The 26305-nt window shown below is 46.1% G+C and carries 22 protein-coding genes and 1 tRNA gene; 4 read left to right on the forward strand and 19 right to left on the reverse strand.

Translation table 11 applies throughout. The features are described from left to right. Positions 1–25 precede the first annotated feature (25 nt). The 11 genes from serA to purQ all read right to left on the reverse strand — a co-directional run bounded on the left by serA (position 26) and on the right by purQ (position 9744). Entirely contained in the window at positions 26–1924 is a 1899-nt protein-coding gene (gene serA, locus ACWIP2_RS03215; RefSeq protein ID WP_448518458.1) for a phosphoglycerate dehydrogenase, read from the reverse strand. A gap of 388 nt (positions 1925–2312) precedes the next feature. Next, a complete protein-coding gene (locus ACWIP2_RS03220; protein ID WP_448518459.1) occupies positions 2313–3521 on the reverse strand; it encodes a PP2C family protein-serine/threonine phosphatase in 1209 nt (402 codons plus the stop codon). A 5-nt stretch (positions 3522–3526) separates the two neighbouring features. Further along, a complete protein-coding gene (locus tag ACWIP2_RS03225; RefSeq protein WP_448518460.1) occupies positions 3527–4849 on the reverse strand; it encodes an ABC transporter permease in 1323 nt (440 codons plus the stop codon). Between the two features lie 13 nt (positions 4850–4862). Beyond that, positions 4863–5963, reverse strand: coding sequence for a glycosyltransferase (locus ACWIP2_RS03230; RefSeq protein WP_448518461.1), 1101 nt, complete (start codon positions 5961–5963; stop codon positions 4863–4865). Between the two features lie 104 nt (positions 5964–6067). Beyond that, on the reverse strand, positions 6068–6532 hold the full coding sequence (locus ACWIP2_RS03235; RefSeq protein ID WP_448518462.1) for an ExbD/TolR family protein: 465 nt from the start codon (positions 6530–6532) through the stop codon (positions 6068–6070). Positions 6533–6573: 41 nt separating this feature from the next. After that, positions 6574–7128 (reverse strand): ExbD/TolR family protein, encoded by a 555-nt coding sequence (locus ACWIP2_RS03240; protein ID WP_448518463.1) that lies wholly within the window; start codon positions 7126–7128, stop codon positions 6574–6576. 9 nt (positions 7129–7137) lie between these two features. After that, the gene (locus ACWIP2_RS03245) at positions 7138–7470 is read right to left on the reverse strand and encodes a hypothetical protein (protein ID WP_448518464.1); all 333 of its coding nucleotides are present in this window, start codon (positions 7468–7470) and stop codon (positions 7138–7140) included. Between the two features lie 50 nt (positions 7471–7520). Next, on the reverse strand, positions 7521–8342 hold the full coding sequence (locus tag ACWIP2_RS03250; RefSeq protein ID WP_448518465.1) for a MotA/TolQ/ExbB proton channel family protein: 822 nt from the start codon (positions 8340–8342) through the stop codon (positions 7521–7523). Between the two features lie 89 nt (positions 8343–8431). Further along, positions 8432–8519: transfer RNA gene (locus tag ACWIP2_RS03255), tRNA-Ser, on the reverse strand. 128 nt (positions 8520–8647) lie between these two features. Next, a complete protein-coding gene (locus ACWIP2_RS03260; protein WP_448518466.1) occupies positions 8648–9055 on the reverse strand; it encodes an AlbA family DNA-binding domain-containing protein in 408 nt (135 codons plus the stop codon). Beyond that, positions 9052–9744: a phosphoribosylformylglycinamidine synthase I gene (gene purQ / locus ACWIP2_RS03265; RefSeq protein ID WP_448518467.1), complete on the reverse strand. Its 693-nt coding sequence runs from the start codon at positions 9742–9744 to the stop codon at positions 9052–9054. Before purQ ends, ACWIP2_RS03260 begins: the two co-directional genes overlap by 4 nt. Positions 9745–9841: 97 nt before the next feature. Here purQ and ACWIP2_RS03270 point away from each other — a divergent pair, with 97 nt between their 5' ends. Continuing rightward, positions 9842–10186, forward strand: coding sequence for a heavy-metal-associated domain-containing protein (locus ACWIP2_RS03270; RefSeq protein WP_448518468.1), 345 nt, complete (start codon positions 9842–9844; stop codon positions 10184–10186). Positions 10187–10192: 6 nt separating this feature from the next. Here the strand turns inward: ACWIP2_RS03270 and ACWIP2_RS03275 are convergent, their stop codons facing one another. Beyond that, on the reverse strand, positions 10193–10984 hold the full coding sequence (locus ACWIP2_RS03275; RefSeq protein WP_448518469.1) for a (Fe-S)-binding protein: 792 nt from the start codon (positions 10982–10984) through the stop codon (positions 10193–10195). 1 nt (position 10985) lies between these two features. Continuing rightward, positions 10986–11480: a dihydrofolate reductase gene (locus ACWIP2_RS03280; protein WP_448518470.1), complete on the reverse strand. Its 495-nt coding sequence runs from the start codon at positions 11478–11480 to the stop codon at positions 10986–10988. A gap of 118 nt (positions 11481–11598) precedes the next feature. Between ACWIP2_RS03280 and ACWIP2_RS03285 the strand changes: the two genes are divergently transcribed. Further along, complete coding sequence (locus ACWIP2_RS03285; protein WP_448518471.1) at positions 11599–12333, forward strand: SAM-dependent methyltransferase; 735 nt, start codon at positions 11599–11601, stop codon at positions 12331–12333. Between the two features lie 52 nt (positions 12334–12385). Here ACWIP2_RS03285 and infB read toward each other — a convergent pair whose 3' ends face one another. From infB to ACWIP2_RS03305, 4 genes are all read right to left on the reverse strand, one after another. Further along, positions 12386–15331, reverse strand: coding sequence for a translation initiation factor IF-2 (gene infB / locus ACWIP2_RS03290; RefSeq protein ID WP_448518472.1), 2946 nt, complete (start codon positions 15329–15331; stop codon positions 12386–12388). A gap of 224 nt (positions 15332–15555) precedes the next feature. After that, on the reverse strand, positions 15556–16803 hold the full coding sequence (gene nusA / locus ACWIP2_RS03295; RefSeq protein ID WP_448518473.1) for a transcription termination factor NusA: 1248 nt from the start codon (positions 16801–16803) through the stop codon (positions 15556–15558). A gap of 21 nt (positions 16804–16824) precedes the next feature. Further along, entirely contained in the window at positions 16825–17307 is a 483-nt protein-coding gene (locus ACWIP2_RS03300) for a ribosome maturation factor RimP (RefSeq protein ID WP_448518474.1), read from the reverse strand. Between the two features lie 114 nt (positions 17308–17421). After that, the gene (locus ACWIP2_RS03305) at positions 17422–19068 is read right to left on the reverse strand and encodes a S8 family peptidase (RefSeq protein ID WP_448518475.1); all 1647 of its coding nucleotides are present in this window, start codon (positions 19066–19068) and stop codon (positions 17422–17424) included. Positions 19069–19147: 79 nt separating this feature from the next. Here ACWIP2_RS03305 and ACWIP2_RS03310 point away from each other — a divergent pair, with 79 nt between their 5' ends. Beyond that, positions 19148–23176 (forward strand): chemotaxis protein CheB, encoded by a 4029-nt coding sequence (locus ACWIP2_RS03310; protein WP_448518476.1) that lies wholly within the window; start codon positions 19148–19150, stop codon positions 23174–23176. 10 nt (positions 23177–23186) lie between these two features. Beyond that, complete coding sequence (ggt, locus tag ACWIP2_RS03315) at positions 23187–24902, forward strand: gamma-glutamyltransferase (RefSeq protein ID WP_448518477.1); 1716 nt, start codon at positions 23187–23189, stop codon at positions 24900–24902. On the opposite strand, the gene ACWIP2_RS03320 is transcribed toward ggt, so the two are convergent. Beyond that, positions 24899–25447 (reverse strand): DUF1415 family protein, encoded by a 549-nt coding sequence (locus ACWIP2_RS03320; RefSeq protein ID WP_448518478.1) that lies wholly within the window; start codon positions 25445–25447, stop codon positions 24899–24901. The genes ggt and ACWIP2_RS03320 overlap by 4 nt on opposite strands. Positions 25448–25453: 6 nt before the next feature. Next, a partial coding sequence (locus tag ACWIP2_RS03325) for a PD-(D/E)XK nuclease domain-containing protein (protein ID WP_448518479.1) occupies positions 25454–26305 on the reverse strand: 852 nt, incomplete at its 5' end.

The following is a 26305-nucleotide window of genomic DNA, read 5'->3' on the forward strand; positions in this document are numbered from 1 at the left end:
CACATTCAGAGGGTATGTTACATTTTTAATACAGAACCCTGAATTTGATGGTGTTATCTATCGCTTTGAGGTCTTTGATAACTTCTTTGTTGTAGGCCTTGTCAATATCGGTGATTACGTAGCCGACCTTTTCGCTGGTTTTCAGGTATTGCCCGACAATATTAATCTCATGTTTGGCAAGTACATTGTTAATCTGTGCCAAAATACCCGACACATTTTTGTGAATGTGGATCAGGCGATGCGCATTCTCTAGCACCGGCAGCTGGATATTGGGAAAATTTACGCTCATAAACGAGTTTCCCGTGTTGATGTATTCAATGAGCTTACCGGGAACAAACTGCGCGATGTTGAGTTGTGCCTCCATCGTACTGCCACCGATATGCGGGGTCAGCAGTACATTTTTGATGCCCCGCAGTGGCGAGATAAACTCCTCTTTGTTATTTTTGGGTTCATAGGGGAATACATCTACTGCTGCGCCGCGCACTTTTCCCGAATGGAGGGCATTCACCAAAGCATCTATATCTACTACCTCGCCGCGTGCCAGATTAAGAAATATTACGCCGTCTTTCATTTCAGCAAATTCAGCAGCGCCAATCAGGTTGCGATTTTGCTTGCGACCATCTACGTGCAGCGACACAATGTCGGAGAGGTTGAGCAGTTCGCGGAGCGAGCGGCACTTTTGCGCCTTGCCAATCGCAAGTCTGTCCACAATATCATAGAAGTAAACATCCATGCCAAGCGCTTCGGCTACTACAGAAAGTTGCGAGCCGATATTGCCATAACCAACAATGCCCAGCTTTTTGCCGCGCACTTCATAGCTTCCCGTTGCCGACTTGTCCCATTTGCCGGCGTGCATACCCGTTACCTTGTCGGGTATGTTGCGCATGAGCATGATGATTTCGCCAATGGCAAGCTCTACTACGCTACGCGTATTGCTATAGGGCGCATTGAATACAGCAATGCCTTTTTCCAGACATGCTTCCAAATCTATCTGGTTAGTGCCGATGCAAAACGCACCGATAGCCATGAGCTTATGGGCATTTTCGATTACTTTGCGGGTTACATTGGTCTTGGAACGGATGCAGAGGATAGAAACATTTTTAACTTTCTCGCAGAGTTCGGCCTCGTCCAGCGCAGAATTGATAATTTCGACACTATAGCCTTCTTCTCTGAAAATATGTACTGCTTCGGTGTGGATATTTTCTAAAATCAATACGCTAATGCGGTTTTTAGGATATGAAATCGCCATTGGCAGTTTGTTCACATATAGAAACTCGTCTAAGCTGGGCGTAACGTGATCGGCAATGCCGGTTACACTTTCGCGTGCCACGTTTTCAGTAAAGGCATAAAAACTGTTGGCAAGCCCTGCTTTGCGCATTTCGTAGTCCGTGTAGCCATCGCCGATGACATAAACTTCGCCTTGCAGGTTTAGTGCTGCCAGTTGGGTTACTTTGCCGTTGTCATGCGCCAGCGGAATATCATCGCGGAATCCGATGATGTTGCCTTTTTCATCAAATAAAAACTCGTTAGCATATACATTTTCGGGTTTGATGCCATACTCTGACACAACAGGCACAATAAACTCTTTAAACCCGCTGGAAATAATGAGAATAGTATCGGCGTAGGTTTCAAAGAATACACGGTTGCGCTTTACCGAATCGGAAACTTTGGATTTGAGCACGGCAACTAGGCGCTCCAAATGCGAGCGGTTGGCACTGAGCAGGGCTACGCGCTTCTCCAAAGATTCGCGAAAGGAAAGGCTGCCATCCATACCCCGGTTGGTAAGTTCTGCAATTTGCCCGACAACCTGTTCGCGCAGCGGGGAGCCATCAAGGGCTATTGCTGCTAACTCGTCTAAGGCTTCTACTTTGGTAAATGTACTGTCAAAATCGAGGATAAAATACTTTGTCTCTGCGGCTGCCATTTGCGCTTTAAAAAATTTGAAGCGCAAATTTAGTAAATCAATCAGGATTCAGCGGATTTTTTGCAAATCGGAAGCAAGTACTCCAATGTAAAAGAGCAGTTCCTTAAAATTCTCCAGCGCAATTTTTGTCGCTTAATTCGTTTAATACTAAAATGAATCATGTACCACGTAGATTTTACCCCGAGGGATTGCATGTTGGTAGCATTGAGATCATCCCTGCCCCTTTTTTCTGCTCTGTGAGACCGTCTAAAAAGTAACATAGACTTTCGCCTGCATTTTGTTAATCGCTTGATAATCAAATAGATGCAGGCTAAAGTCTGTGCTACATTCATTCTTTTTGAACAGCCACAATCGCTCCATCGTGCAATTCATGATGGTATAATATAAACTACTTCTTGGCTGACGAAACAGCGCAGGAAAGCAACGTAATATCGTCCACGTAAGCCTGCTCGCCGCGAAACTGATTTAAGTGTTTCAACAACTCGTAGTGCAACTTCTGCCTATCCATATCTAGGTTAGCAAGAACAAAAGCGCCTAACTGCTCTACTCCAAACGCCTCGCCCTTGTCATTGTAAGTCTCAATGAAGCCATCCGTAAAGCAAAAAAGTAGGAAGTCTGTCATCTCTTTCCGGACAGTAACATGCAGAAAAGGCAGTTTCTTAAATCCGCCCAGAATAGTTGTCCCCTCTTCTAAATGCTCCATCTGCCCGTCGGGCAGAAAAAGGAAAGGCGGATTATGCCCGGCATTCACATAGGTCAGTGTCCGCACCTTGAAATCATACTCCATAAAGAACGCGGTGATATAGTTTTCTCCGCGCGAGTTTTCAAGGATAAGTTGATTGAGTGTTTCTATGATATAGGTCAGCTCTTTACCCTCACGCACAAGAATGCGTAGCGCTGCCTGAAAGTTAGACATGAGTATGGCTGCGGGTACGCCCTTGCCCGATACATCGGCAATGCAAACTAAAAACTTGTCGTTGCCTGTATCAATATAATCGTAGTAGTCGCCTCCTACGCTGTGGTGAGGTTGGTAGCTGGCAACAATCTGTAGCCGTTCGTTGTAGGGCAGCGTTTTTGGGAACAACAGCGACTGTACGTCTTTGGCAATATTAAGCTGCCGCTGGAAGGCTTCCTGTTGTGCTTGCTTGCGCGCCAGTTTCTTATTCTCAATAGCAACGATAATAATGTTGCTTAGCGTTGCCAGAAAGTTCAGATCCCGTATGTCTTGTGTAGAATCAATCAGTACATAAGCCAGCACAACATCTTTGTGCCGAACGGGCAGTACGTAGTTAAAGATTGAGAAATGCGGATCGTCAGTCTGTAACGCGCTAACTTCGCGAATAGTAGTAACGCATTGCGGCAGTTGCAAGACGCTGTCAGTCGGCAAACCGTACCATGTTTTGCAATCCCATCGCCCATCTTCGCAGACATATAAAGCCAATTTCTTGATGTAGGGGCTTGCCTGCAAGGTAAGTTTGTAGATACGGAACAACTGCTCTTCCGATGCGTTTTCATTGATTGCCTGAATGGTTTCAAATAATGCATTGAGTTGCATCTCTTTCATTTGCAGTTCTAATTCAGCAGAGGCGTTCTCCATTGGCGTTACTTGTTTTTTGAAACCAGAATTTTTGGATCGTAGGCATCGCGCAATCCATTGCCAAGAAAGTTAAAGGCAAGTACCAGAATGCCCATGCCTACACATGGAATGACGATTAGGTGTTCACAGTGCAGCGAATTGATGGTTGCATATGCCTCGTAGATCATGTTGCCCCACGATGGGGTCGGGATCTGTACGCCGATACCCAGAAAACTCATGCCGGCCTCTAAGATGATGGCAGTAGCAAAGTTGGAAGATGCAAGCACAATGATAGAACCAAAGATATTGGGGAGAATATGATAATAAATAATCCGCCAGTGTGAGTATCCAAAGGCGCGTGCAGCCTCTATGTAGAGTTTCTCCTTGATGGCAAGGATCTCCCCGCGAACAATTCGCGCAATCTCTACCCATGTTGTCAGCCCAACAGCTACGAACACGACCCACAGCCCTTTGCTGCCCAGCGCAATCCTGATAGCAATAACCAGCATGATGCTCGGAATTGACCAAACGACCGTCATTAGCCACATGATGATGTGGTCGGTAGCGCCGCCAAAATACCCTGCAAGCGCACCTAGCACTACTCCGAGAAGCAGCGAAATAACTACCGATGCTATGCCAATGAGCAGCGAGATCCGCGTTCCAAGAATCACCTTGCTCAGCATGTCGCGTCCCTGCCTGTCTGTTCCCAGATAAAAGATGCGATCTTCGATCTGTTTTTGGAGGAACTCGTTGCGCAAGCGGCTCATGCTTTCCGTCCGTATCTGCTCGTTGATGTCCAGATATACTACTGTATCGCCCCGAACATAAAAATTACCCGGATAGCTTGCCCCTAACTTATTTGAGGCCATTGGATAAACCGCACGGGTAGCATCTACCAGCGAATAGACATGATCGTAAACCTGTTTGTATAAAGACGGTTCGTTGTTAAGCGTATCGGCAGTTCTGCCAAAAGAGCGCCCCCTGATACTTTCTATGCTTGCTACGTACAGCCGAATATAAACCGAATCGTTGTTCAGTCTTACGTCGCTGACTGCATATTTTTTGTACTTAGGCTCAGCGCCGCTCATCATACGCTCCCAAAAAGAGGGGGTCTTGCGCTCGTTGTTCATCGCAATGCTAACCACTTTTGCCCGAAACAGAGGATATTGTTTCCGTATTTCGGACATGCTTTCGTTCGCATCAGGCGAATGGTCGGGCATGATAAAGTAGGCAAATATGCTCGACAGCATAGCAAACACGATCAGAAAAAGGCTTGCCATTGCCAGTTTATTACTTTGCAATTTCTGCCGGATATAATAAGATGGCGTATTTTGCAGATCCTCTTTCAATTATTTGAATTGATTAACGGGTAAAAACTCTTTCCTTCCAAACATATCCGCCACGAGTTGCCTGCAATCCAACCCAAACTACATAAAAGCTATAGCAAGTTTGCAAGGGAAAAATGTAAGGCACAAGCATCTCCTGTCGAATAAAGCTCAATACGCATTTCAAAAATACATATTCGGCTATTAATTTTAAGCTAAACGCAGCGATTATCTCCAAATGCTGTTCAGGCAGGAACAGTATTCCAATAGGCAACAGCGCCCAGTAAAGGTGAAAAAGTCCTACCATAAGGGCTACTCCCCACACGCGCAAAGGCCGCCCCTGATTCCATTTGGCAGCCCAGCGCCTGCGCTGCATCAGCAAGGATCTGTAGTCTGCCTGAGGCGCAGTGCAAACTATTGCCTTTTCATCTTTGACAAACCGAACCGAGCCGGGTGCTGCCTGATGTACCTGTTGAATTAGGAACTCATCATCGCCCGAAGCAATGTGGGCAGAAGTTGCATACCCGCCAATTTTATCAAAAACCGCCTTTCGATAGCCTAAGTTAGCTCCATTGCCCATGTTAGGCATTTTCCATGTAGCAAATGCCGCTGTACTGCCCATTAGCGCCGCCAGTTCAATTGCCTGAAAGCGAGCGGCCCATGTACCTGTCGGGGCTATTTTCACAATCCCTGTAACCAGATTAGTGCCAGGTGTTTGGAGGGCAGCATACATCGTCTGTGCCCACAGCCTGCCCATTTGGCAGTCTGCATCCGTTGTAAGGATGAGCGAGAACTGCGCACAGGCAAGTCCTGTACTGATAGCAGCTTTTTTACCCTGCCCCAAACTGGTAATGATGCGAAGCGGATAAGGGAATTCAACTGCGCAGGCCCGAGCAATAGCTACCGACGCATCCGTAGAGTGATCGTCTACCAATATGATTTCTAATTGCCCATCAAACACTTGCATACGCAGACAAGCCAACAGTTGTGGAATATTCAGCGCCTCGTTGCGCATCGCTACTATGATACTCAAACCTTCATCACTTGCAGCCTTGTGTGCAGGAAACTCTGTGCGATGCCAGCCATAGCACAACGCTGCTACCAGCAACGCATAAACAATGGCAATACCAATTAACATTGCAAAAGGATTAAAAAAAATCCCGACAGGCTTGGCTAACCTGTCAGGATTAATTGTTTACTAACTTGATTCTCACATCAACAACTAAGGCTGTGTAGCAGGTACTATTCCTTATCTACTGCCTGTACGCTTGAGTAGTTAATTTTGCGAGCTTCTGCCTCGCGAAGTTGTTGTTTTACGTCGGAAATGATGCCCATTTTTGCATCAATATCAACTTTGAGAGACATCGTAATCTTATCGCGTTCAACTTCATCTAGCTTGTCTTTCTCAGCATAAACAAAATTTGGTATCTCCTTCGGAGTAATCAGTACATCGTTTACCTGAATACGTGGCTCAACACCATACTTTTCCGTATCTTTCGGTTTCCCGATATAGATGTAACTTACCAGCGACTTCTTTTCTAACTTTTGTAGCTGGGTAGCTTTGGGCAGCCTATTCTGCACTTTCAACTCTGTTTCCCTCAACACGGTTGTTACCATGAAGAAAAACAGTAGCATGAAGATAATGTCAGGCAGAGAAGAGGTTGATATCTTCGGCGTATCTTTTCCTTTCTTGCTAAATTTTGACATGGCAAACGTCTTTTAATAGTGAGATAATTACGACTGATCTATCAATTACCACCTGCATTAGTAGGTTCTGCCTCAGAAAGCTGGTAAGGAATTGCCTTTTTAGCTTCTTCAAACTTAGCATTTTGCTTCTTAGGGTCATTCTCTATTTCCAGATACTCGTTAATAGTAATTCCCATATAAGCTGCACGCAATTCGTTGTAAGCTTTCTTCAACTCATCCATCACTGCAATATAGACTTCGTACTTTGTACCGCGGTCAGTTTTCAGCGAAACAACAGCTGCCTGTGGGCTTTCAGAAGACTTCGGATCGCGACCGTTATTGCTGATGAACTTCTTAGCTGCTTCTTTTACCTGATTTACTGACATCAACTGCTCTTCTACCAGCAACTGGTTGTTAGAGTTGATAAAGACTTTGAAGATGTTTCTTTCTTTCATCTTGATGTCTAACTGTTGGTCGTTTTTAGGCGGCAACAAGATAGACAAGCCTTTATCAGATGCGATGGTAGTAGTTACAAGGAAGAAGATCAGCAGCAAAAAGGCGATATCTGCCATCGAACTTGCATTGATCTCGGGTGCTGACCTTGATTTTTTCTTCATAGCAACAGATTATTTAAAAAACTTACTCACTTCCGAATAAACTACGGCAACTATGGCAGCGATGAACATTGTGTACAACATCAACAAACTGGCACCGATCATCTTAGATGTATTTTCACTTATGCCTTCGTATGCTTTATTTTTAAGTACTGTATCATCAGCTACTACATAGCAAACAAAAAACAGCAATAAAAGAATCCCAATGCCAATACCTGAACGAATCAGCGTTTTAGGCTGACTTAATGACTTGATAATAGGCAGTATAACAGCCGCTGCTACAGCAATGAAGAGCAAAATGTACATAACGTAGAGCGCTCCGCCCACCCATCCATAATCTTCCATAACAATCTATCTGTGGTTTAAGTTACAACAACAATAATTTTTCAAGCGGACTATGCTAATTTGCCTTGCTGATATTTCACAATGGTATCAACAAGGGCGATTGAAGCATCTTCCATTTGACCCACGATAGCATCAATTTTAGATACACAGTAATTATACAAAATTTGGAGGATAATAGCTACAATCAGACCTGCTACCGTAGTCAAAAGAGCCACCTTGATACCACCTGCCACGAGTGAAGGGGAAATATCACCGGCTGCTTCGATCGCATCGAAGGCACCGATCATACCAACTACCGTACCCAAGAAACCCAACATAGGTGCAAGTGCGATGAAAAGCGAAATCCAAACCAGACCTCTTTCCAAACGGCTCATTTCTACAGAACCATAAGCTACTACTGATTTTTCTACCATTTCCACACCTTCGCCGGCACGCAGCAGTCCTTGCGTGAAAATAGAAGCTACAGGGCCTTTGGTAGCTGCTGTAACTTTACGTGCAGCTTCAATACCGCCGCTACTCAATGCTTTTTCAACATCGCTCAGCAGCTTTTCTGTATTAGTAGTGGCAAGATTCAATGTAATCACGCGCTCCAAACTGATTGCCAGACCAATGATCAGGCAGAGTAATACCGGAGTCATCCAAGAAGGATCACCTTCAATGAATTTTTGTTTCAGTACTTGGTGAAAAGACTGCTCTTCTGCGGGAGGCGCTATTTCTTCGATTGCAGCTGGGGCTTCTTCAACCGCGGGGGCCGTAACCGACGAATCTGATCCTGTTGTTACGGGCTCTTCCTCATTCTGCGCCACCGCGACAAATGTACATGAAAACACCACGGCAAGCGTGATAAACAAGTGTTTGAACAGGTTTTTCATAAAAGCAAACAATTTTTCGGTCTTTAATTTTGAATATTAACAAATTGAATTGATGTTGCCTAATCCTTGCCAGCTTTCGGCATGGATTGTGGAGAGAGGGGGATTCGAACCCCCGATACCCTTTTGGGGTATACCCGCTTTCCAGGCGAGCGCCTTAAACCACTCGGCCATCTCTCCTCTGATTTTTATCTTAAAGGACACGCGGCCTCTATCACTTGGAGGCAAATAAATCAAGAAAAAAACCTTTGTCCAAATTTTATCTTACAATTTTTGCGCAACTCCCCATCGAAAAATACGTATATGACCTATCTGTCCTTCATAATCAGTTGATTTCTACTACCGCTACGCATGTAAAATTGCTGCCCTGTTGTTCCCCCTTTAGTGTAGTAATGAGGTGTTGAGTCTGCTGCTACTTCTGCTAAAAGCACCGTTTTCTCCTCGAGTTCTACCTCTGTATAGGTAATATGTATAGGTGGCAGACAGTGGCTAAGGGCTGCCTGCTGCAAGGAAAATTTCTCCTCTTCGGGGTCTATCCCAATTACCTCTTTCTGATCGCTTATGCCAATCACCAACACTCCGCCCAATGTATTGGCGAAAGCTACCAAAGTTTTGGCTATTTTCTCAGGATTTGAGGCGGTTTGTTTAAATTCCAGTGTAAGCGATTCGCCACTACGAATGAGCTGCTGGAACTCATCGGGCTGATTTAACTTCATATCAATATCTTTTCAATCATGGACTGGAGCAGCGCATAGCCATCTGTATTGCCCAACATGGGGTGACAGGCGCGCTCGGGATGTGGCATCATGCCAAATATGTTACGTGTTGCGTTGCAAATGCCTGCAATGTTCTCAAGTGAACCGTTCGGATTGGCTGCTTCGGTAACGGCACCTGTGTGGTCGCAGTATTTAAATAATATCTGCTCGTTGGCTTGGAGCTGTTCGAGCAACTCGGCAGGAGCGTAATAGCGCCCCTCGCCGTGTGCAATAGGAATTTGGTAGACTCTGTTCAGGTCTAGCCCTTGTGTGAGCAGGGAATTACCCGTCATTGGTCTGAGATAAACATTTTTGCAAATGTATTGGCGGTTGGTGTTGCGCAATAAAGCGCCCGGAAGCAAGCCCGACTCGGTCAGGATTTGGAAGCCGTTGCAAATACCTATCACATAACCACCTCTGTTGGCATGTGCAATTACCTCGCTCATAATTGGCGAAAACCTTGCAATAGCGCCTGAACGCAGATAGTCGCCATAGGAAAAACCACCGGGCAAAACAATACAATCACAGTCCTCAAGATCGTGCGATTTGTGCCATAATTTTACTGTGGGCTGCCCCAGCACCTGACCGAGCGCAAAAACCATGTCATCGTCGCAATTCGAACCGGGAAATACTACTACGCCAAATTTCATGAGTTAAAAAATGCTTGTGTAATAAGCAAATTTATAGCTTTAACAGCAACTTCCCGCCAAAAAAGACAATATTTGTCTTGTAAAGGATCAATGCTCTATGACCAAGTTTTTACCGACAAGCAACGAGGGTTTGTTTCAATTTTTTTCCCGATTTCACTGGCTCGCATTGGCTAGTGTACTCTTGCTGGGCGCCTGCATTAAGTTGGAAGAGCGCAATATTAAACTTGTTACTGACTGCGCACCCTGCATTCAGATGATTCGGGACAGCCTCACTAAAGAGAAAGGAGTTTATTGGATAGATTTTCAGCCGCAAACCCGACAACTGACCGTCAAATACGACACATCTATGGTTAACGGACAAGAAGTTTATCTTTTTTTGGTAAAACAGGGGCTTGTACGCACAACCAAAGATGTACCCAAACAACCGGATTGCTGTCGCTGAAGTTACTCATAGGCCTGCTTCTATCAACTCGGCGAGGTCGAGTACGCGAACATCTGCTTCGCGATTCTTATTTTTTACCCCGTCGCTCATCATCGTGATGCAGAAAGGACAAGCCGCTGCAATTACCTCTGCGCCTGTATTGAGCGCTTCTTCTATCCGTTCGATATTGACTTCTTTTTTGCCTTTTTCTGCTTCCTTGAACATCTGCGCACCGCCGGCACCGCAGCACAGACCTTTGCTGCGGCTGCGTTTCATCTCTACCAGTTCGGCGTCTAAAGCCTCCAACACCTGCCGAGGCGCTTCGTAAATGTCGTTGGCACGTCCTAGGTAGCAGGAATCGTGGTAAGTGATTTTTTTACCTTTGAAATCGCCACCTTCTTTCATGCGGATTTTGCCCTGATTGATCAGCTGCTGCAAAAACTCCGAGTGGTGGATAACTTCGTAATTACCACCCAGCGAAGGATACTCGTTCTTGATCGTATTGAAACAATGCGGACAGGCAGTTACTACTTTTTTAATGCCGTAGCCATTCATTACCTGAATGTTGCTCAGTGCCTGCATTTGAAAAAGGAACTCGTTGCCTGCACGTTTGGCAGGGTCGCCCGTACAAGACTCTTCTGTTCCTAAAACGGCAAAACTGATGTTTACCTTGTTAAGAATTTTCACCATTGCCCGTGTAACGCGCTTGTAACGATCATCAAAAGAGCCTGCACAGCCTACCCAAAATAATACTTCGGGGGTTTTGCCTCGCGCAGCCAGATCTGCCATTAAGGGTATTTGTAACGTCCGATTTTCCATATCAGCTGAAATTGCGTACTAATGTAACAAAGGTATAAGGATAAGTGTTTTTTGCGTCTGCCGGACGCGATTCTCTCTGCATTTCTACCCAATCTTCTCCTATTGGCGGCATGTACACATCGCCTTGCACAGTGGCATGCACCTCTGTCAGGTAGAGACGATGTAGGAAAGGCATGGCAGCGGCAAATATCTCTGCCCCACCAATAATAAAAAGCTCTTCCTCGCCGCGGCGCTGCGCCTCCCAAATAGCATCTTGTATATGCGTAAAGGTTTGCGCACCGGCAAGTACTAAACCGGGAGTCCGCGAAACTACCAGTGAGGTGCGCCCGGGAAGCGGCCTGCCGATAGACTGGAAAGTTTTACGCCCCATCAGGATATGGTGTCCTGTAGTCAAACGCTTGAAATATTGCAGGTCAGCAGGCAGATGCCATGGCAATTCCCCCTTATAACCGATCACGCCGTTATCGGCAACTGCCACTATTGCAGAAATTCGCATACATTTTTGCTGTGATGTGTGCATCACTACAGGCAAATTTAGCAGACAATCGGCAACTAAGATAGCATTAGACTGTAATATCTTTGCAGGAAGATTTTCACATTCAACCACACACATAATGGATCTATCGGATAGCGAATGGTTTGACGAGTGGTTTAATTCGCCCTATTATCATATCCTGTACAAACACCGCGACGACAGCGAAGCTCGACTATTGATTGACAATCTTTGCCATAAGCTGCAAATTAATACGACAGATAAAATTTTAGACCTCGCCTGCGGAAAAGGCAGGCATTCGATTTATTTCAACCAGAAAGGCTTTGATGTTATAGGAGTAGATCTCGCCGAGAAGAATATTCGCTACGCGCAACAGTTTGCCAACGAGCGGCTGCAATTTTTCAGGCACGATAAGCGGCATGTATTCCGCAAAGAGTATTTTACATTGCTGGTAAATTTATTTACCAGTTTTGGCTATTTTGAAACGGATGCAGAAAACTTGCAAACACTGAAAGCAGCAGCTGATAATCTGCAAAAAGGCGGGCGCATGGTGATTGACTTCATGAATACAGCAAAAGTTATTGCTCAACTCAAGCCAATAGAGTACAAGGAAATAGACAATATTCGATTTGAAATCAGCAAGCGTCTTGAAAACCGATTTATCATCAAAGATATTCGCTTCACTGATCAAAACCGCGCATTTCACTTTCAGGAACGACTCATGGCAATTGGGTATGCTGATTTTATGCGCTATTTCAAGGCTGCCGGGCTGGAATTGATCCAACTGTGGGGCGACTATAATCTCAATCATTATACGCAGGAAAGCGACCGAATGATTTTCCTGCTCAAAAAGTAATTCTGCTTCTTACTGCAAGCAAGATCGTCTATTTGTACAAAACCGTTCGTTGCTAAACCAACTTGCGTTTGATTTCGCGTTCTTCGTAGGCTTCTATGATGTCGCCTGGCCTAATATCGTTGAAGTTTTTGATGCCGATACCGCACTCGTAGCCGGATTTCACTTCACTCACATCCTCTTTCTCGCGGCGCAGCGAGGCAAGTTCGCCGATACCTTTCTCGCCTCCATACACAACAATACCATCGCGGATAACGCGCACGCGCGAATTCCGTTTGATCTGTCCCTCTGTTACACGGCAACCTGCAATATTGCCAACTTTAGGTATTTTGAACACCTGTAGCACTTCTGCATTACCCAAGATAACCTCCTCGATGGTTGGTGCCAACAGCCCCTCCATCGCATCTTTCACTTCGTTAATGGCTGTATAGATGATAGAGTACAGGCGTATTTCTACCTGCTCTTTTTCCGCCATCTTGCGAGCATTTACCGAAGGGCGTACCTGAAAGCCGATGATAATCGCATCGGAAGCAGCAGCGAGTAACACATCGGACTCGGAAATCTGACCTACGCCTTTGCTAATGATATTAACTTCGATTTCCTCGTTAGATAGTTTCAACAATGAATCTGCAAGCGCCTCTACTGAGCCGTCCACATCGCCTTTTACAATAATATTGAGCTGTTTGAAGTTGCCTAATGCAATACGACGACCCAAGTCGCTCAGCGTTGTACGCTTAGTAGCTCGGATGCTTTGTTCGCGCAGGATCTGCTCGCGTTTGGTAGCAATTTCTTTTGCCTCTCGCTCCGACTCCATTGCATTGAACTTATCACCTGCCTGTGGTGCACCGTTCAAACCCAAGACTTGTACAGGAGTAGAAGGCCCTGCCTCTTTGAGGATTTTACCGCGATGATCCATTAGTGCTTTCACGCGTCCGTAGTGAGCGCCGGCTAAGATTACATCGCCTTTGCGCAGTGTACCGGACTGGATCATGACGGTTGCCACATAGCCTTTACCCTTGTCAAGGGAGGCTTCGATTACTGTACCTACGGCAAGTTTATTAGGATTGGCCTTCAAATCGAGCATTTCGGCTTCGAGCAGTACGCGCTCTAATAGTTCATCTACACCAATGCCTTTTTTGGCAGATATTTCTTGACTTTGGTACTTTCCGCCCCAGTCTTCTACCAAGAAGTTGAGCTTGGCTAGCGATTCCTTGATTTTTTCAGGTCTGGCTTCGGGCTTGTCTATCTTATTGATCGCAAAAACAATCGGTACACCTGCTGCCTGTGCGTGGTTGATCGCTTCTTTGGTTTGTGGCATTACGTCGTCGTCGGCAGCTATTACAATAATAGCCACGTCGGTAAGTTTTGCTCCCCTTGCACGCATGGCAGTAAAGGCTTCATGGCCGGGAGTATCAAGGAAAGCAATGCGTTTGCCGCTCTTGGTTATTACGTCGTATGCACCAATATGCTGCGTAATACCACCTGCCTCGCCCTCGACAACTTTAGACTTGCGAATGTAGTCCAGTAATGAGGTTTTACCGTGGTCAACATGCCCCATGATGGTAACGATAGGCGCACGTGGTAGCAAAGCACTCTCATCTTCTTCTTGCTCCTGCTCGGCAGCAATTTCCTGTTCGGCAGAAATAAACTCCACATCAAAGCCAAACTCATCGGCAATAATTGTAATTGCCTCAGCATCCAGACGCTGGTTAATTGCTACGAACATACCAAAGGAGAGACATTTGGCAATAATCTGATTGACTGAAACGCCCATCAAATTGGCAAGGTCGTTGGCAGAAATAAACTCTGTTACCTGCAATACGTTGCTCTTCTCTTGTCCTATTTGCTCTTCGTGCCTACGAGCGCTGGCTTGGCGCTTGTCGCGCTTAATCTGCTTTTTGATAATCTGCTGACGTGTGTTGGTGCCTGTGAGTCTTGCCAGCGTATTTTTGATATTTTCCTGCACCTCCTTCTCAGAAATCTCTTCCTTCATTGGTGCAGCTTTTTCAATGCTGCCCTTTTTGCCATGCAAAGGACGCTGATTGGTATTGGAACGATTGCCGCTTTGCTGCTGCCGTCCTCCCGTTTTTTGCTGCGAACCTGCCGCAGGTGCATCAGGCTTCACAGGATTGCCGGTGTTGTTTTTGATACGCTTGCGTTTGCGCTTGTTTTTGTCTTTCTCGTCGGAAGAAGCGATCGGCTTGGGCTTTTTCTTGTCCTTGTCGAGCGGCAGTTCTATTTTACCGAGTACCTTTAGTCCTTGTAGTTTCTCTGCTTCTGCACGGATCACGCTTTTGCCTGCCAAACCGTCAGCTACCGGCACGTCAGTAGCTACTACAGGCTGCTCTGACTGTAGCTTAGGCTTCTCTTCAATAACTTCCACTTTGGGTTGCTCAACGATTGGAGTAGGATTGCTTACAATAGGCTCTTTTTTAAGATCCGGTTTAGTTTCCTGTTGTACTTTGGCAACGGCAGATTCTTGTTTAACGGCAGGCTCTATCTGTGGCTTGACTACTTCTGCTACAGGCTGTTCGGGTTTGGGCTTTGAGGTAGCAGACTTTTCAACAAGCGGCTGCGACTCAGTAACTACCTGCTTTTCTTCGGCAACAGGTACTGTTTTTTTAGTAGCCAAGTCTATTTTACCCAAGATCTTCAAACCGCTTGGCTTAGAGGAAATTTTTTCGGGTGTTGTCTTTTCGGGCTGTTTTTCTGTTGCTGTTTCCTTCTTAGGTTTAGCATGTGGTACATAAGACGAAGTCTTGATACTAATTACATTTTCCTCGTATTCTTCATCATCTTTACGGTGGTCGGTTTGATGCTCAGAACTAATGACAATATTTTCACTATACGACTTGCCAATATGCAAATTGGAGGCTTCTTTCTTCACTGCTGCCGATGCAGCAAATTCTTTTTCGGCCATTGCATATTGTTCTGCCGTAATCTTAGTATTTGGATTGTTATCCACTTTTACCCCTTTGCCTGCCAAAAAATCAACAAGCATAGTGGTAGTTACACCAAAATTACGGGCTACTTGCCCAAGCCTATATGTTTTACTTTCTGTCATAAATAATTCGTGAGTAACCTCTGTCGTGGTCTGTAGTTATCAAAGTGCTACAAAATTAGCTTTTTTTAACACCCCTTCAAAAAAGCGGTTGTAAGAGTAACAGATTTAGCTGGTAAAAAATTCAAAAATCAGGAAAGAGACATATAAAAACTGGTTAAGTGCTATTCAAACTCCTTTCTGAGTACTTCCAACACAAAATCCACTGTTTCTTCTTCCAGTTCGGTTTTCTTCACGAGGTAGTCGCGGCTCATACTTAATACACTGCGGGCTGTATCCAAACCTATCTTGGTGAATTCTTCGATTACCCACTCGTCCAGTACGTCGGCGAATTCTGTCAATTCTACATCTTCTTCCTCCTCGTCTGCGTCGGTCAGTTCGCGGAATACGTCTATTTCCAAGCCCACTAATTTACTTGCGAGCTTGATATTCTGACCGCCTTTACCGATAGCAAGGGATACCTGATCGCGTTTGAGGAACACTGCCGCACGGGAGTTTTCCTCATCAATTTTAATACTGGATATTTTCGCAGGACTGAGGGCACGCTGAATAAAGAGTTCGATATTATCGGTGTAATTGATTACGTCAATATTTTCATTGCAAAGTTCGCGGACAATGCTGTGGATACGCGAACCTTTCATACCAACGCAGGCACCTACCGGATCTATGCGATCGTCGTAGGATTCTACGGCTACTTTGGCGCGCTCGCCCGGTTCGCGAACAGTTTTGCGAATGGTAATGATGCCGTCGTAAACCTCGGGAACTTCCTGCTCGAACAGGCGCTCCAGAAAGATTGGCGATGTGCGCGACAGGATGATGCGCGGGTTGCCGTTGACCATCTCTACGCGGTGTACGATGGCGCGAACAGGTTCGCCTTTGCGGAAACGATCTTTCTGGATCTGCTCGGCACGGGGCAGTACAAGTTCGTTGCCCTGTGCATCGCGTAGGATAACCTCACGACCCAGCACCTGATAAACCTCGCAAGTAACAATCTGACCTACAAGTACCTTGTACTTATTGAACAGGTTGTCTTTTTCAAGGTCTTTAATCTTTTGGATGAGCGTCTGGCGGGCGGTCTGCACAATACGTCTGCCGAAATCTTCTATCTTAATATTTTCTGCAACCTCTTCGCCTACAGAAAAATCTTCGTCTATTTTGCGCGCATCGCTAAGTCTGATCTGCCTGTTTTCATCGTATTCAGGTGCATCGTCAGCTACTACCTCGCGGTAGTGCAGGATTTCTAAATCGCCCTTATCAATATTGACAATCACATCAAAGTTCTCATCGGAAAGATATTTTTTCCGAATCATGGTACGAAAAACATCTTCCAGAATGCGCACCATCGTAGGCCGATCAATGGATTTTTGACTAGCAAACTCCTTGAATGACTCTATCAATAATCCGGTCTCCATTTTTGTATCGCTAATTTTTATTTAATCAAAAGAAATTTCTACTACTGCCTTGCTGATATGAGCGAAGGGAATCTGAACGGGTTGTTCCGGTTCGGCAGCCTTAGCCTTTTTGGGCTTTTTGACAGGTAAAGGAGCTAACACGAGCGCGTCTTCAGCTACTTGTTCTAATCTGCCTTTGTGCGTAATCCCTGCAACTGTCTCTACTTTCAGGGTGCGCCCAATGTTGGCATAGTATTGTCTAAGCAGCTTCAGAGGCTGCCCTATGCCGGGAGAAGACACCTCTAACAAATAGGCTGTCTTAATCAAGTCCTGCTCTTCTAACCATGCAGCCAAACGGCGGCTGACACTTGCACATTGATCTATGTTGATTCCCTTGTCGCCGTCGAGCAGGACGGTCAGGCGCGGTCGCCCGCCGCCTTTATCATTGAAAATAACTTCCACAAGGAAGTAACCCTCCTCCAGCAATGATTCAACGTATTGGGCAATCTTTTCCTGCAACTCCATATGCTCAAAAAAGAATAGGGGGACAAATACCCCCCTATAGAAGAACTTCTTAAGTTGATTGCAAAATTAATCAGTGCGTTGCTCATTTACAAATAATGACCAACGGGCAGAGGGCTACTTCTTGGGAACTTTGATTTTAGCTGCCTCCTGAATTGCTTTGTAAGCATTTACCACACCACCGGTAATGGATAAACTGCTGAATTTTGCTGTTTCATCGCTGCCGGGTACTTTTACTTGCTGATCCATTTTTACGGCACTTTTCATCAGAACTTCGCGCAACTGTACGGCGGTCAGATGTGGAAAATACGACAACACGAGTGCTGCTACGCCGGCAGCTACGGGCGATGCCATGCTAGTTCCACTTTGCACTTTATACCCCTGATCGGGCATGGTGGAGAGGATATCTACACCGGGCGCGAATACATCTACTGTATTTTTTCCATAGTTGGAAAACTCTGCAACTGCCATTTCGCCGCCGCGCCATGAAAGCGCACCGATGTCTAACCAGTTAGCTGCTTTTTTGCCGTTGTCGTAGTTGCGCTGCGGATAGAAGTTGGTTTTATCAGTATTCATGGATTCGTTGCCGGCTGCGTGGATGAGCAATACCCCGCGCTCTTCGGCATAGCGAATAGCTGCATCTACAACTGCTTTGTCGGTAGTGTACTGCTTGCCGAAACTCATATTAACAATTTGTGCGCCGTTGTCTACTGCATAGCGGATTGCGTTGGCTACGTCTTTGTCGCGCTCGTCGCCGTCGGGAACGGCACGAATTGCCATAATCTTCACATCGGTTGCAATGCCGTCTATGCCGAGGTTGTTGTTGCGAACAGCCGCTACAATGCCTGCTACGTGCGTGCCATGTCCGGCATCAGGACCTTTCACGTCGTTGTTGCCATAGAAACGCTCGGTTTTATCGTCGTAGTTATCCCCTACGATCGGGCGAGGATCGAAATCAAGATTGTAGCCGTATTTTACGCCGTTGCTGTAGTATTCTTCGGCTTCTGCTAAGCGCTCTTCATCTAAGTCGAAGATAGCGGCTTGCATAAAAATACTTTTAGCAGCCATAATGCGCTCATCCTTGCTTTCGATGTCTTGTACCGTTTCAGGGCTTAGTTCGTCTGTATCGGCATAGGCCTTGAGCAGGCGAACGCTTTTGCGGTACATTTCGCTGAAAATGGAGAATTGTTCCATGCCGGAACGCATCTCAGACAATTTTTCGTTGAATTTGGTTTGGACTTCTTGATAGTATTTGTAGTCTGCTTTTTCTGCGGCACTGATGTCATTTTCAGTTTTACCGTCGAAACGTGCTTTTAGTTTCTTGTAAATGCGGGTCAGCTCGTAGGTATCTTGATGCACGTTTTTGCCATCTTTACCACCCAGAAAATTCCAGCCGTGTATGTCGTCTATGTAGCCGTTATTGTCGTCGTCTATACCGTTGCCCGGTATTTCTTTAGGGTTTGTCCAAATGTTTCCCTTCAGGTCTTCGTGTTCTACATCTACTCCGGAGTCTATGATGGCAACGACAACGGTTTTAGATGTGCGACCTTTCAGCAGTTCTGCATAGGCTTTTTCGGTACTTACGCCCATGATACCGTCTTCGTCGCGATCCATATTGAACCAGTTCTTAGGCGCTTTTTGCAGGGTATCCTGATAGAAGAACAAAAGGGTTGGTGAGATAATTCGTTCTGCACGAAGCTCGGCAGCATAAGATACGGTTGCGAGCATACTTGCAACAAGAACCGACTTAATGTTAAATTGCATAATGACTTTTTAATTTCTTATTTTACAAAGGTATTAAATATGCGCCTGAAAAGCGGGTCGCGCCCTCAATTTTCCGGTTATGTCCAAGAAGCGTACAACAACTTTGTCCGAAAAGCAGCAAAATGATTCTCTTATAACAAATGACCCGCTGTTCATTGCCGGTATCGGCGCCTCGGCGGGTGGTTTGGAGGCTATTTCAGAATTACTTTCGCATCTTCCTACACAGGCGACAACTAATCTTGCCATTATTGTTGTGCAGCACTTGAGTCCCACTTACAAAAGTATGCTGGTGCAACTGCTGCGCAAGCATACCACATGGGACGTTGTAGAAATCAAAAATGGTATCCCCGTAGAGGCGGGCAAGGTCTATATCACCCCGCCGGATAGCGAAATAGCGATTGAGCAGCGCATCCTGCATCTGAGCAAACCCATTCTTTCGGTAGGGCCCAAACCCTCTATAGACAATTTCTTTCTTTCGCTTGCCGAAGACCGCCGCCAGTTTGCCATTGGGGTCATCCTGTCGGGTACAGGTTCGGACGGTGCTAAAGGAATGAAAAGGATCAAGTCGTTGGGCGGATACACGATTGTGCAAGATCCACAGACAGCCAAATACGACGGAATGCCTATGGCTGCCATAGAAACAGGACAAGTAGATGTGATTCTCACCCCCGACAAAATCGGTGAAGAACTACTTAACTACACTGAAGATCCTGAAAACTTACAGCGTCCTTCTGCAATCACCGTTCGCCTACCTGAAATCAAGACAGACAGCCTACAGCAGATATTTAAACTGCTGTCCAAAAAAACAGGTACTGACTTTTCGCTGTACAAACCCACGACTATCCTTAGGCGCTTAGAAAAGCGCTTAGATATGCTCAAATTAGTAAACATAGACGACTACCTGAGCTACATAGAGTCGCACCCGGAAGAGATTGAAACACTTTTCAAAATGATCCTGATTGGTGTTACAAACTTCTTTCGCGATACAGAAGCCTTTGCAGAATTAGAGAAATATCTGGGGAAAATAATCTCATCTAAAAGCTTGGGAGAAAGTATTAGAATCTGGGTACCGGGCTGCGCAAGCGGCGAAGAACCTTATTCTATTGCTATCCTGCTTGCCAAAATGCTGGGTAACAAAATCACTAACTACAACATACAAATTTTTGCAACAGACATAGACGACCGCGCCATTGCTCATGCGCGAAGGGGCAGCTACGGCGAACAATCAATGATTCATGTTGAACAGCCTATCATTGATACCTTTTTTGTACGTGAGGGAAACGAATACAGGCTAACTAAGCGCATCCGCTCGATGGTACTGTTTTCCAAACACGACGTTACTAACAACCCGCCATTTGTCAAACTGGATCTGATCAGTTGCCGAAACCTATTGATCTATTTCAGTACAGCGCTGCAAAAACATGTGCTGCCGCTGTTCCACTATGCGCTGAACCCCAATGGTTACTTGTTTTTGGGAAAATCGGAAAATATCGGGCAGTTTTCAGACCTGTTTGCTACCGTAGATGGGCGCAACAAAATCTTTCAGCGAAAAAATACTACCAGCATCCACAGCCTGCGCTTTTCACCTTTTGCTACGCGCCTAAAAACTACTGTACCAGTCGAGGTGCAAGACCTGCCTACGCTTTCTATCAGGGAAATGGTCAAAGAAACGATCTATAACACCTTCGACTATCCTTACGTGGTGATCAACAGCAATATGGACATCTTGGAGGTACACGGCGACGTGCGTCTGTTCCTAAGCCTGCAACAAGGCACAATGGCAGCTAATATCATCAAGATGGCACAACCGGAGTTGCAGTTAGATCTTCGTACACATATTGCAAGAGCTGTTAAGGACCGCATCCCCATTTCTTCACCTATTCGAAAAATTAGTTTTTTCGATAAAGATTTTCTCGTACGCGTTGTCATCAAACCGTTGATTCACTCGCGCCATCACGAAGAGCTTTTCATGGTCATTTTTGAGCAGCAAGACCCTGAAAAAATAGCTGTGATAGTACCCGAAAAAGCAGCGGATTTTAACGAAAACGAACGCATTGTAGAACTTGAGCAAGAACTAATAGCTACCAAAGAGCAGCTACAATCTTTCATCGAAGAATTGGAAACAAGCAACGAAGAGTTGCAGGCGCTCAATGAAGAGCTACAATCGGCAAACGAGGAGCTACAGTCGGGCAATGAAGAATTAGAAACAACCAATGAAGAGTTGCAATCTACCAATGAGGAGATGCAGATTGCCTATGCTGAACTGCGCAGCACCAACGAAGCCCTCGAGATGCAGGAAAAACAACTGCGCGAATCTGAAAAAAATATTCGTGCGCTGCTCAATAACAGCCTACAGATTTCGATGCTGATAGATAAAAACTACCGCATTATTGCATTCAACAAACCCGCCGTTGAGATGGTAAAAAATACGGTAGGCAAGGAAATCCGCGCCAATGCAAATATCATGGAGTATCTCCTCCCCACCGAACTGGAAGAGTTTCAGAAGGACTTCTCGCGTGCGCTCAAGGGCGAAGATGTATCCGGAGAGCGCCGCGTATTCTCACCTCAGCAGCAGCGCGAACTCTGGTATCGCTACCAGTACAGCCCCGCAGAGTCTGATAATGGGCAAATTAATGTTGTATCGCTTTCGCTACTGGATGTAACCTTAGAACGCCACGCACAAAAGAAGCAACTCCACAACGAGCGTATGATATCTGCCGTATTTGAAACGACAGATATTGGAATTACTATCACCGATGCCCAAGGGCGATTTGTCAGCGTCAATCCCGGGCTTTGCCAGATGCTCGGCTATAACAACTATGAACTTATCGGACAGCATTTTACTATCATTATACCCCCCGAAAACCGAAAAGAAGCCAACGAACGCCACAGGTTCTGCTTAGAAGGCAATAAAGTAAGCGGCGAATACAAGTTGCTTCACCGCAACGGAACGGTAGTAGATGCTTTCAAAAATAAGTCTTGTATCACAGATGCAGACGACAAGCGATTTGTACTTACCTTAGTGCGCGACATTACGGAAAGTAAAAAATACCGCAACCTTTTAGAACAGACGCAGGAAGGCACAGGTGTAGGCGGCTGGGAGTACGATGCTGTTACCCGCCACTATATCTGGACGGAAGAAACCTACCACATCTTCGATGCAGCACCTTCCTTTGCACCCTCGCGGGAAAGTTGGCTCAATTACTTTGAGGCAGAAGCCAAAACGCATCTCACACAAGTATTAGACAGCGCTATCGAAAAAGGCGAACCCTTTGATGTTGAGTTGCAAACCATCCCTATTCGTGGTATCCGCAAATGGGTGCGCTTCACTTGTAAACCCATCCGCCTCTACCAAAATACCATCCGTTTGTTTGGCACTATTCAGGACATTACCCATGCCAAGCAAATGGAACAGCAAATCCAGCAACTATCGCTGGTAGCAAGCAAAGTAGGCGCTGCTGTTATCATCACCGATGCGGAAGGCTATACCCAATGGGTCAATGAAAGTTTTACGCGTATAACAGGCTACACCATCAATGAGGTAATCAACAAAAAGCCCGGACAACTGCTACAGGGTCCCAAAACTAATCCTGCAACCATTGCCCGCATTCGCGAAGCGCTGCAAAAAGGCGAACCTTTCCATGAGGAAATCCTCAACTACAGCAGAGATAAAAACGAATACTGGTTGAGCCTAGACATTACGCCTATCCGCAATAAAAAGGGCGAAATAACTAATTTCATTGCGATTCAAAACGACATCACCGCTCGTAAACAACAAGAGGAAGTACTCAAAACGCAGTTAGATTTTTTGCAAAAAATGCTCGGACAAGCGACAGGAAAATACCTGTTCGCATTTGACCGCCAGAGCAAGCAACTCAGTGCCTGTCCGCAACCGACTGCTGATTTTCTGGGTATTACATCGGATAAAAAAGCTACATTTGATGACATTTTCACAGAACCTTTTCTTAAAGGACAGAGCCATGCCCAACAAGGTGAGTTTCATCAGGCAAACAGCCTGCGAAGCAACGGGCAAAATGTTCGCCTGACTTTCAATCCTTTGCCTTCGCCGAGTAGAAATGTTATCTTTGTTATAGCCGAACCTGTTTAAAATTTTGCACATGAGAAGTTTACTTTTTCACAGCCGATACCTGTTGCTGATTGCTGTTTGGCTGATTTTTTCCTGTAAGCAACACCCTGCAACACAGCGCGTTGAAGGAACAATTGGCAGCAATGGTATGGTCGTTTCCACGCACCCGATCGCCTCCGATATCGGGCTGGAAATCCTAAAAAAAGGCGGCAACGCGACCGATGCAGCCATTGCCACTTTCTTTGCGCTGGCAGTAGTTTTTCCTGAAGCAGGTAATATCGGCGGTGGAGGTTTTGCCGTCTGCCGCTACAAAAACGGCGAAGTAGCCGCCTTAGACTTCCGCGAAAAAGCGCCCGCAGCTGCTCATCGCGATATGTATCTGGATGAAAAAGGCGAACCTATCAAAAACCTGAGCATCAGAGGGCATCTGGCGGCAGGCGTACCTGGTGCAGTTGCCGGCATGGTTGCCATGCACCAAAAATCAGGCTCGCTCCCTTGGAAAGACCTCGTACAACCGGCTATTGACGTAGCCCGCAAGGGACACGTACTCACGCAAATCGCTGCAGCCAATTTCAACCGCATGAAAGCCGATTTTGAAGCTGCCAATCTCTACCCTGTTCACGTGGTGCGAAAAGACCGCGAATGGCAACAAGGCGACACCATCTATCACCCCGAACTCGCCGAAGCCTTAGAACGGATCCGCGACAATGGCAACGACGGCTTCTACAAAGGCAAAACCGCCGACCTGATTGTGGCAGAAATGCAGGCGGGCAAAGGACTCATTACCCACGAAGATTTAGCCAATTACCGCGCTGTTTGGCGTGCGCCCGTTGTGAGCAATTACAAGAAAAAATACCGCATTATTTCCATGCCGCCGCCTTCCAGCGGAGGCATCGCCTTGCTACAACTCATGCAGGGTAGCGCAGATTACCCCTTTGCCAAGTGGGGGCACAACTCGGCGCAGACCATACACGTAATGACCGAGTTGGAACGCCGCGTCTATGCCGACCGCGCCACGCACCTCGGCGACCCCGATTTCTACAAAGTACCTACCGAAATGCTACTCAATCCACAATACAACCGCTCGCGCAACGCCACTATCAGCATGGAACGCAAAACCCCTTCTAACGAAATTAAAGAAGGCAAAGTGGACAGAATAGAGAGCATTGAGACAACGCATTTCTCTGTTGCTGATAAGGATGGAAATGCTGTTGCGCTGACAACAACCGTCAATGGCTACTACGGTTGCAAAGTCATGGTCAAAGGCGCAGGTTTCTTTTTGAACAACGAAATGGACGACTTCAGCATCAAACCGGGCGTACCCAATCAATTTGGGCTGGTGGGCGGCGAGGCCAATGCCATTGCTCCTAACAAGCGAATGCTGAGCTCCATGACCCCAACTATTGTAGAAAAAAATGGCAAATTGTACCTCATCGTCGGCACTCCCGGCGGTTCTACTATCATCACCGGCGTTTATCAGGTTATCCTCAACGTGCTTGAACATGGCATGACCTTGCAGGAAGCAGTTAATGCCAAGCGTTTCCACCACCAGTGGCTACCCGATCAGGTGCTCATAGAAAAAGGCGCTATTTCCGATGAGGTCAAAAAACAATTAGAAGCCAAAGGGCATGTCCTCTTAGAGGTAGGCTCGCTTTGCAAAGTAGATGCCATTATGGTGCGCCCCGACGGCAAATACGAAGGAGCAGCCGACTACACCCGCTCCGATGGCAAGGCTTCGGGCTATTAAGACTGCAATATACCCCGCCAGAGTTGCGCAAACTCAGCAGAACTCATTTGGGACAGACGTGCAGAATTGGTTTGCTGTACGTCTGTTCGCATTTTAGCGCCCAGCTTTTCAACCGATTCGGTTCGTAAAATATGAATCATCGGATAAGGTGCCATCATCACCAGATTAAGTGGCGACTCGGGAGCGTAGCCCGCCATACGCGCCAGTGGATGGAATGACACAATTTGATATAAATCTGTCAGTTTTTTTTGTAAAAGCATGCGCTCGCACTCCATAAAGACCGCGTGAAACTCATTCACATTGCCAACTGCAGGAGCAATCAACAGCGTTGTTTCCTTCGCTGCATTTGTATCCAAATACCTGATTTCTGCCATAAAAGCATCGGTCAGCGTGCGCATATTGGCAGCATCCGTAATAGCCAGTCGCACCTTATTTTCAACATAGGGCGCTTTAGCGAAAGGGCATAAATTCAAGCCGATAATCACCTGCTCCAACCAACGATTAGTAATGTCTGTGATTTGCTTTTTGACCTCTTTTTTAAACATCGCGTTTTAAATGTATTCCACAAATACTTCCTTTACTTCCTTGTCCGCACAGCCCAAACCGATGAGTACGACTTCCTTGCTTTGATGTAAATATTTTTGGTAGTAGCCTTTGGTTTTGATTTGAGCGATTGCCTCTGCCGCGCCGCCGTTTACTTTGAACTCTATCACAAAAAAAGCCTCAGGCGTGTGAACTACCACGTCAATCCTGCCTTTGGCAGTCTGCACTTCGGTTTGCGTGTAAGTCTGCATCAATGAGAAGGCCATGAAGAATATCGCGTGGTAAAACGCCTCGTAGCGTTCCATGAATTGCTCGTAGGGAATGTTTGCCAACAGCGTATTGAGTGCATCTTGAAAATCATCAAATTGACGAGCGCGCAGGTAGCGCACCATGTTGCGCACAATCGGATGAACAGATTCCTGACCGCTTAAATCCCTGAGCATGAACTGCAACAAGGAATCCTTTACTTCCTGATTAGGGTAGCGTAGAATAAAAGTACCCATGTCGCGCTCTTTGATGGTCAGGTAGCCTGTTTGGAACAACAGTGCCGTTTCGCTGATATTTTCAATCAGCAGGTTAGATAAAATGCCTTCATCAGCGCTGATTTCTTCCAGATTGTAAGTAAACTTTTCGCGCAGTTTCTTGACCAAAAAAGTTGGCGTGCCGGTAGCAAACCAGTAGTTGCCAAACTCGCTCTTCTGCATCAGGCTAAGGACAGAAAAAGGGTTGTAAACCGTTTCTTTGCCGCCCCACAAATAGCCGTTGTACCACCAGCGGATTTTTTCTATCATCGCCTCGCGGCTCATGCCTTCAATTTCGGCTAACTGGTTGATTTCGCGGTCAAAATACTGCTCTAACTC

It is taken from the genome of Rhodoflexus sp. (assembly GCF_053489755.1).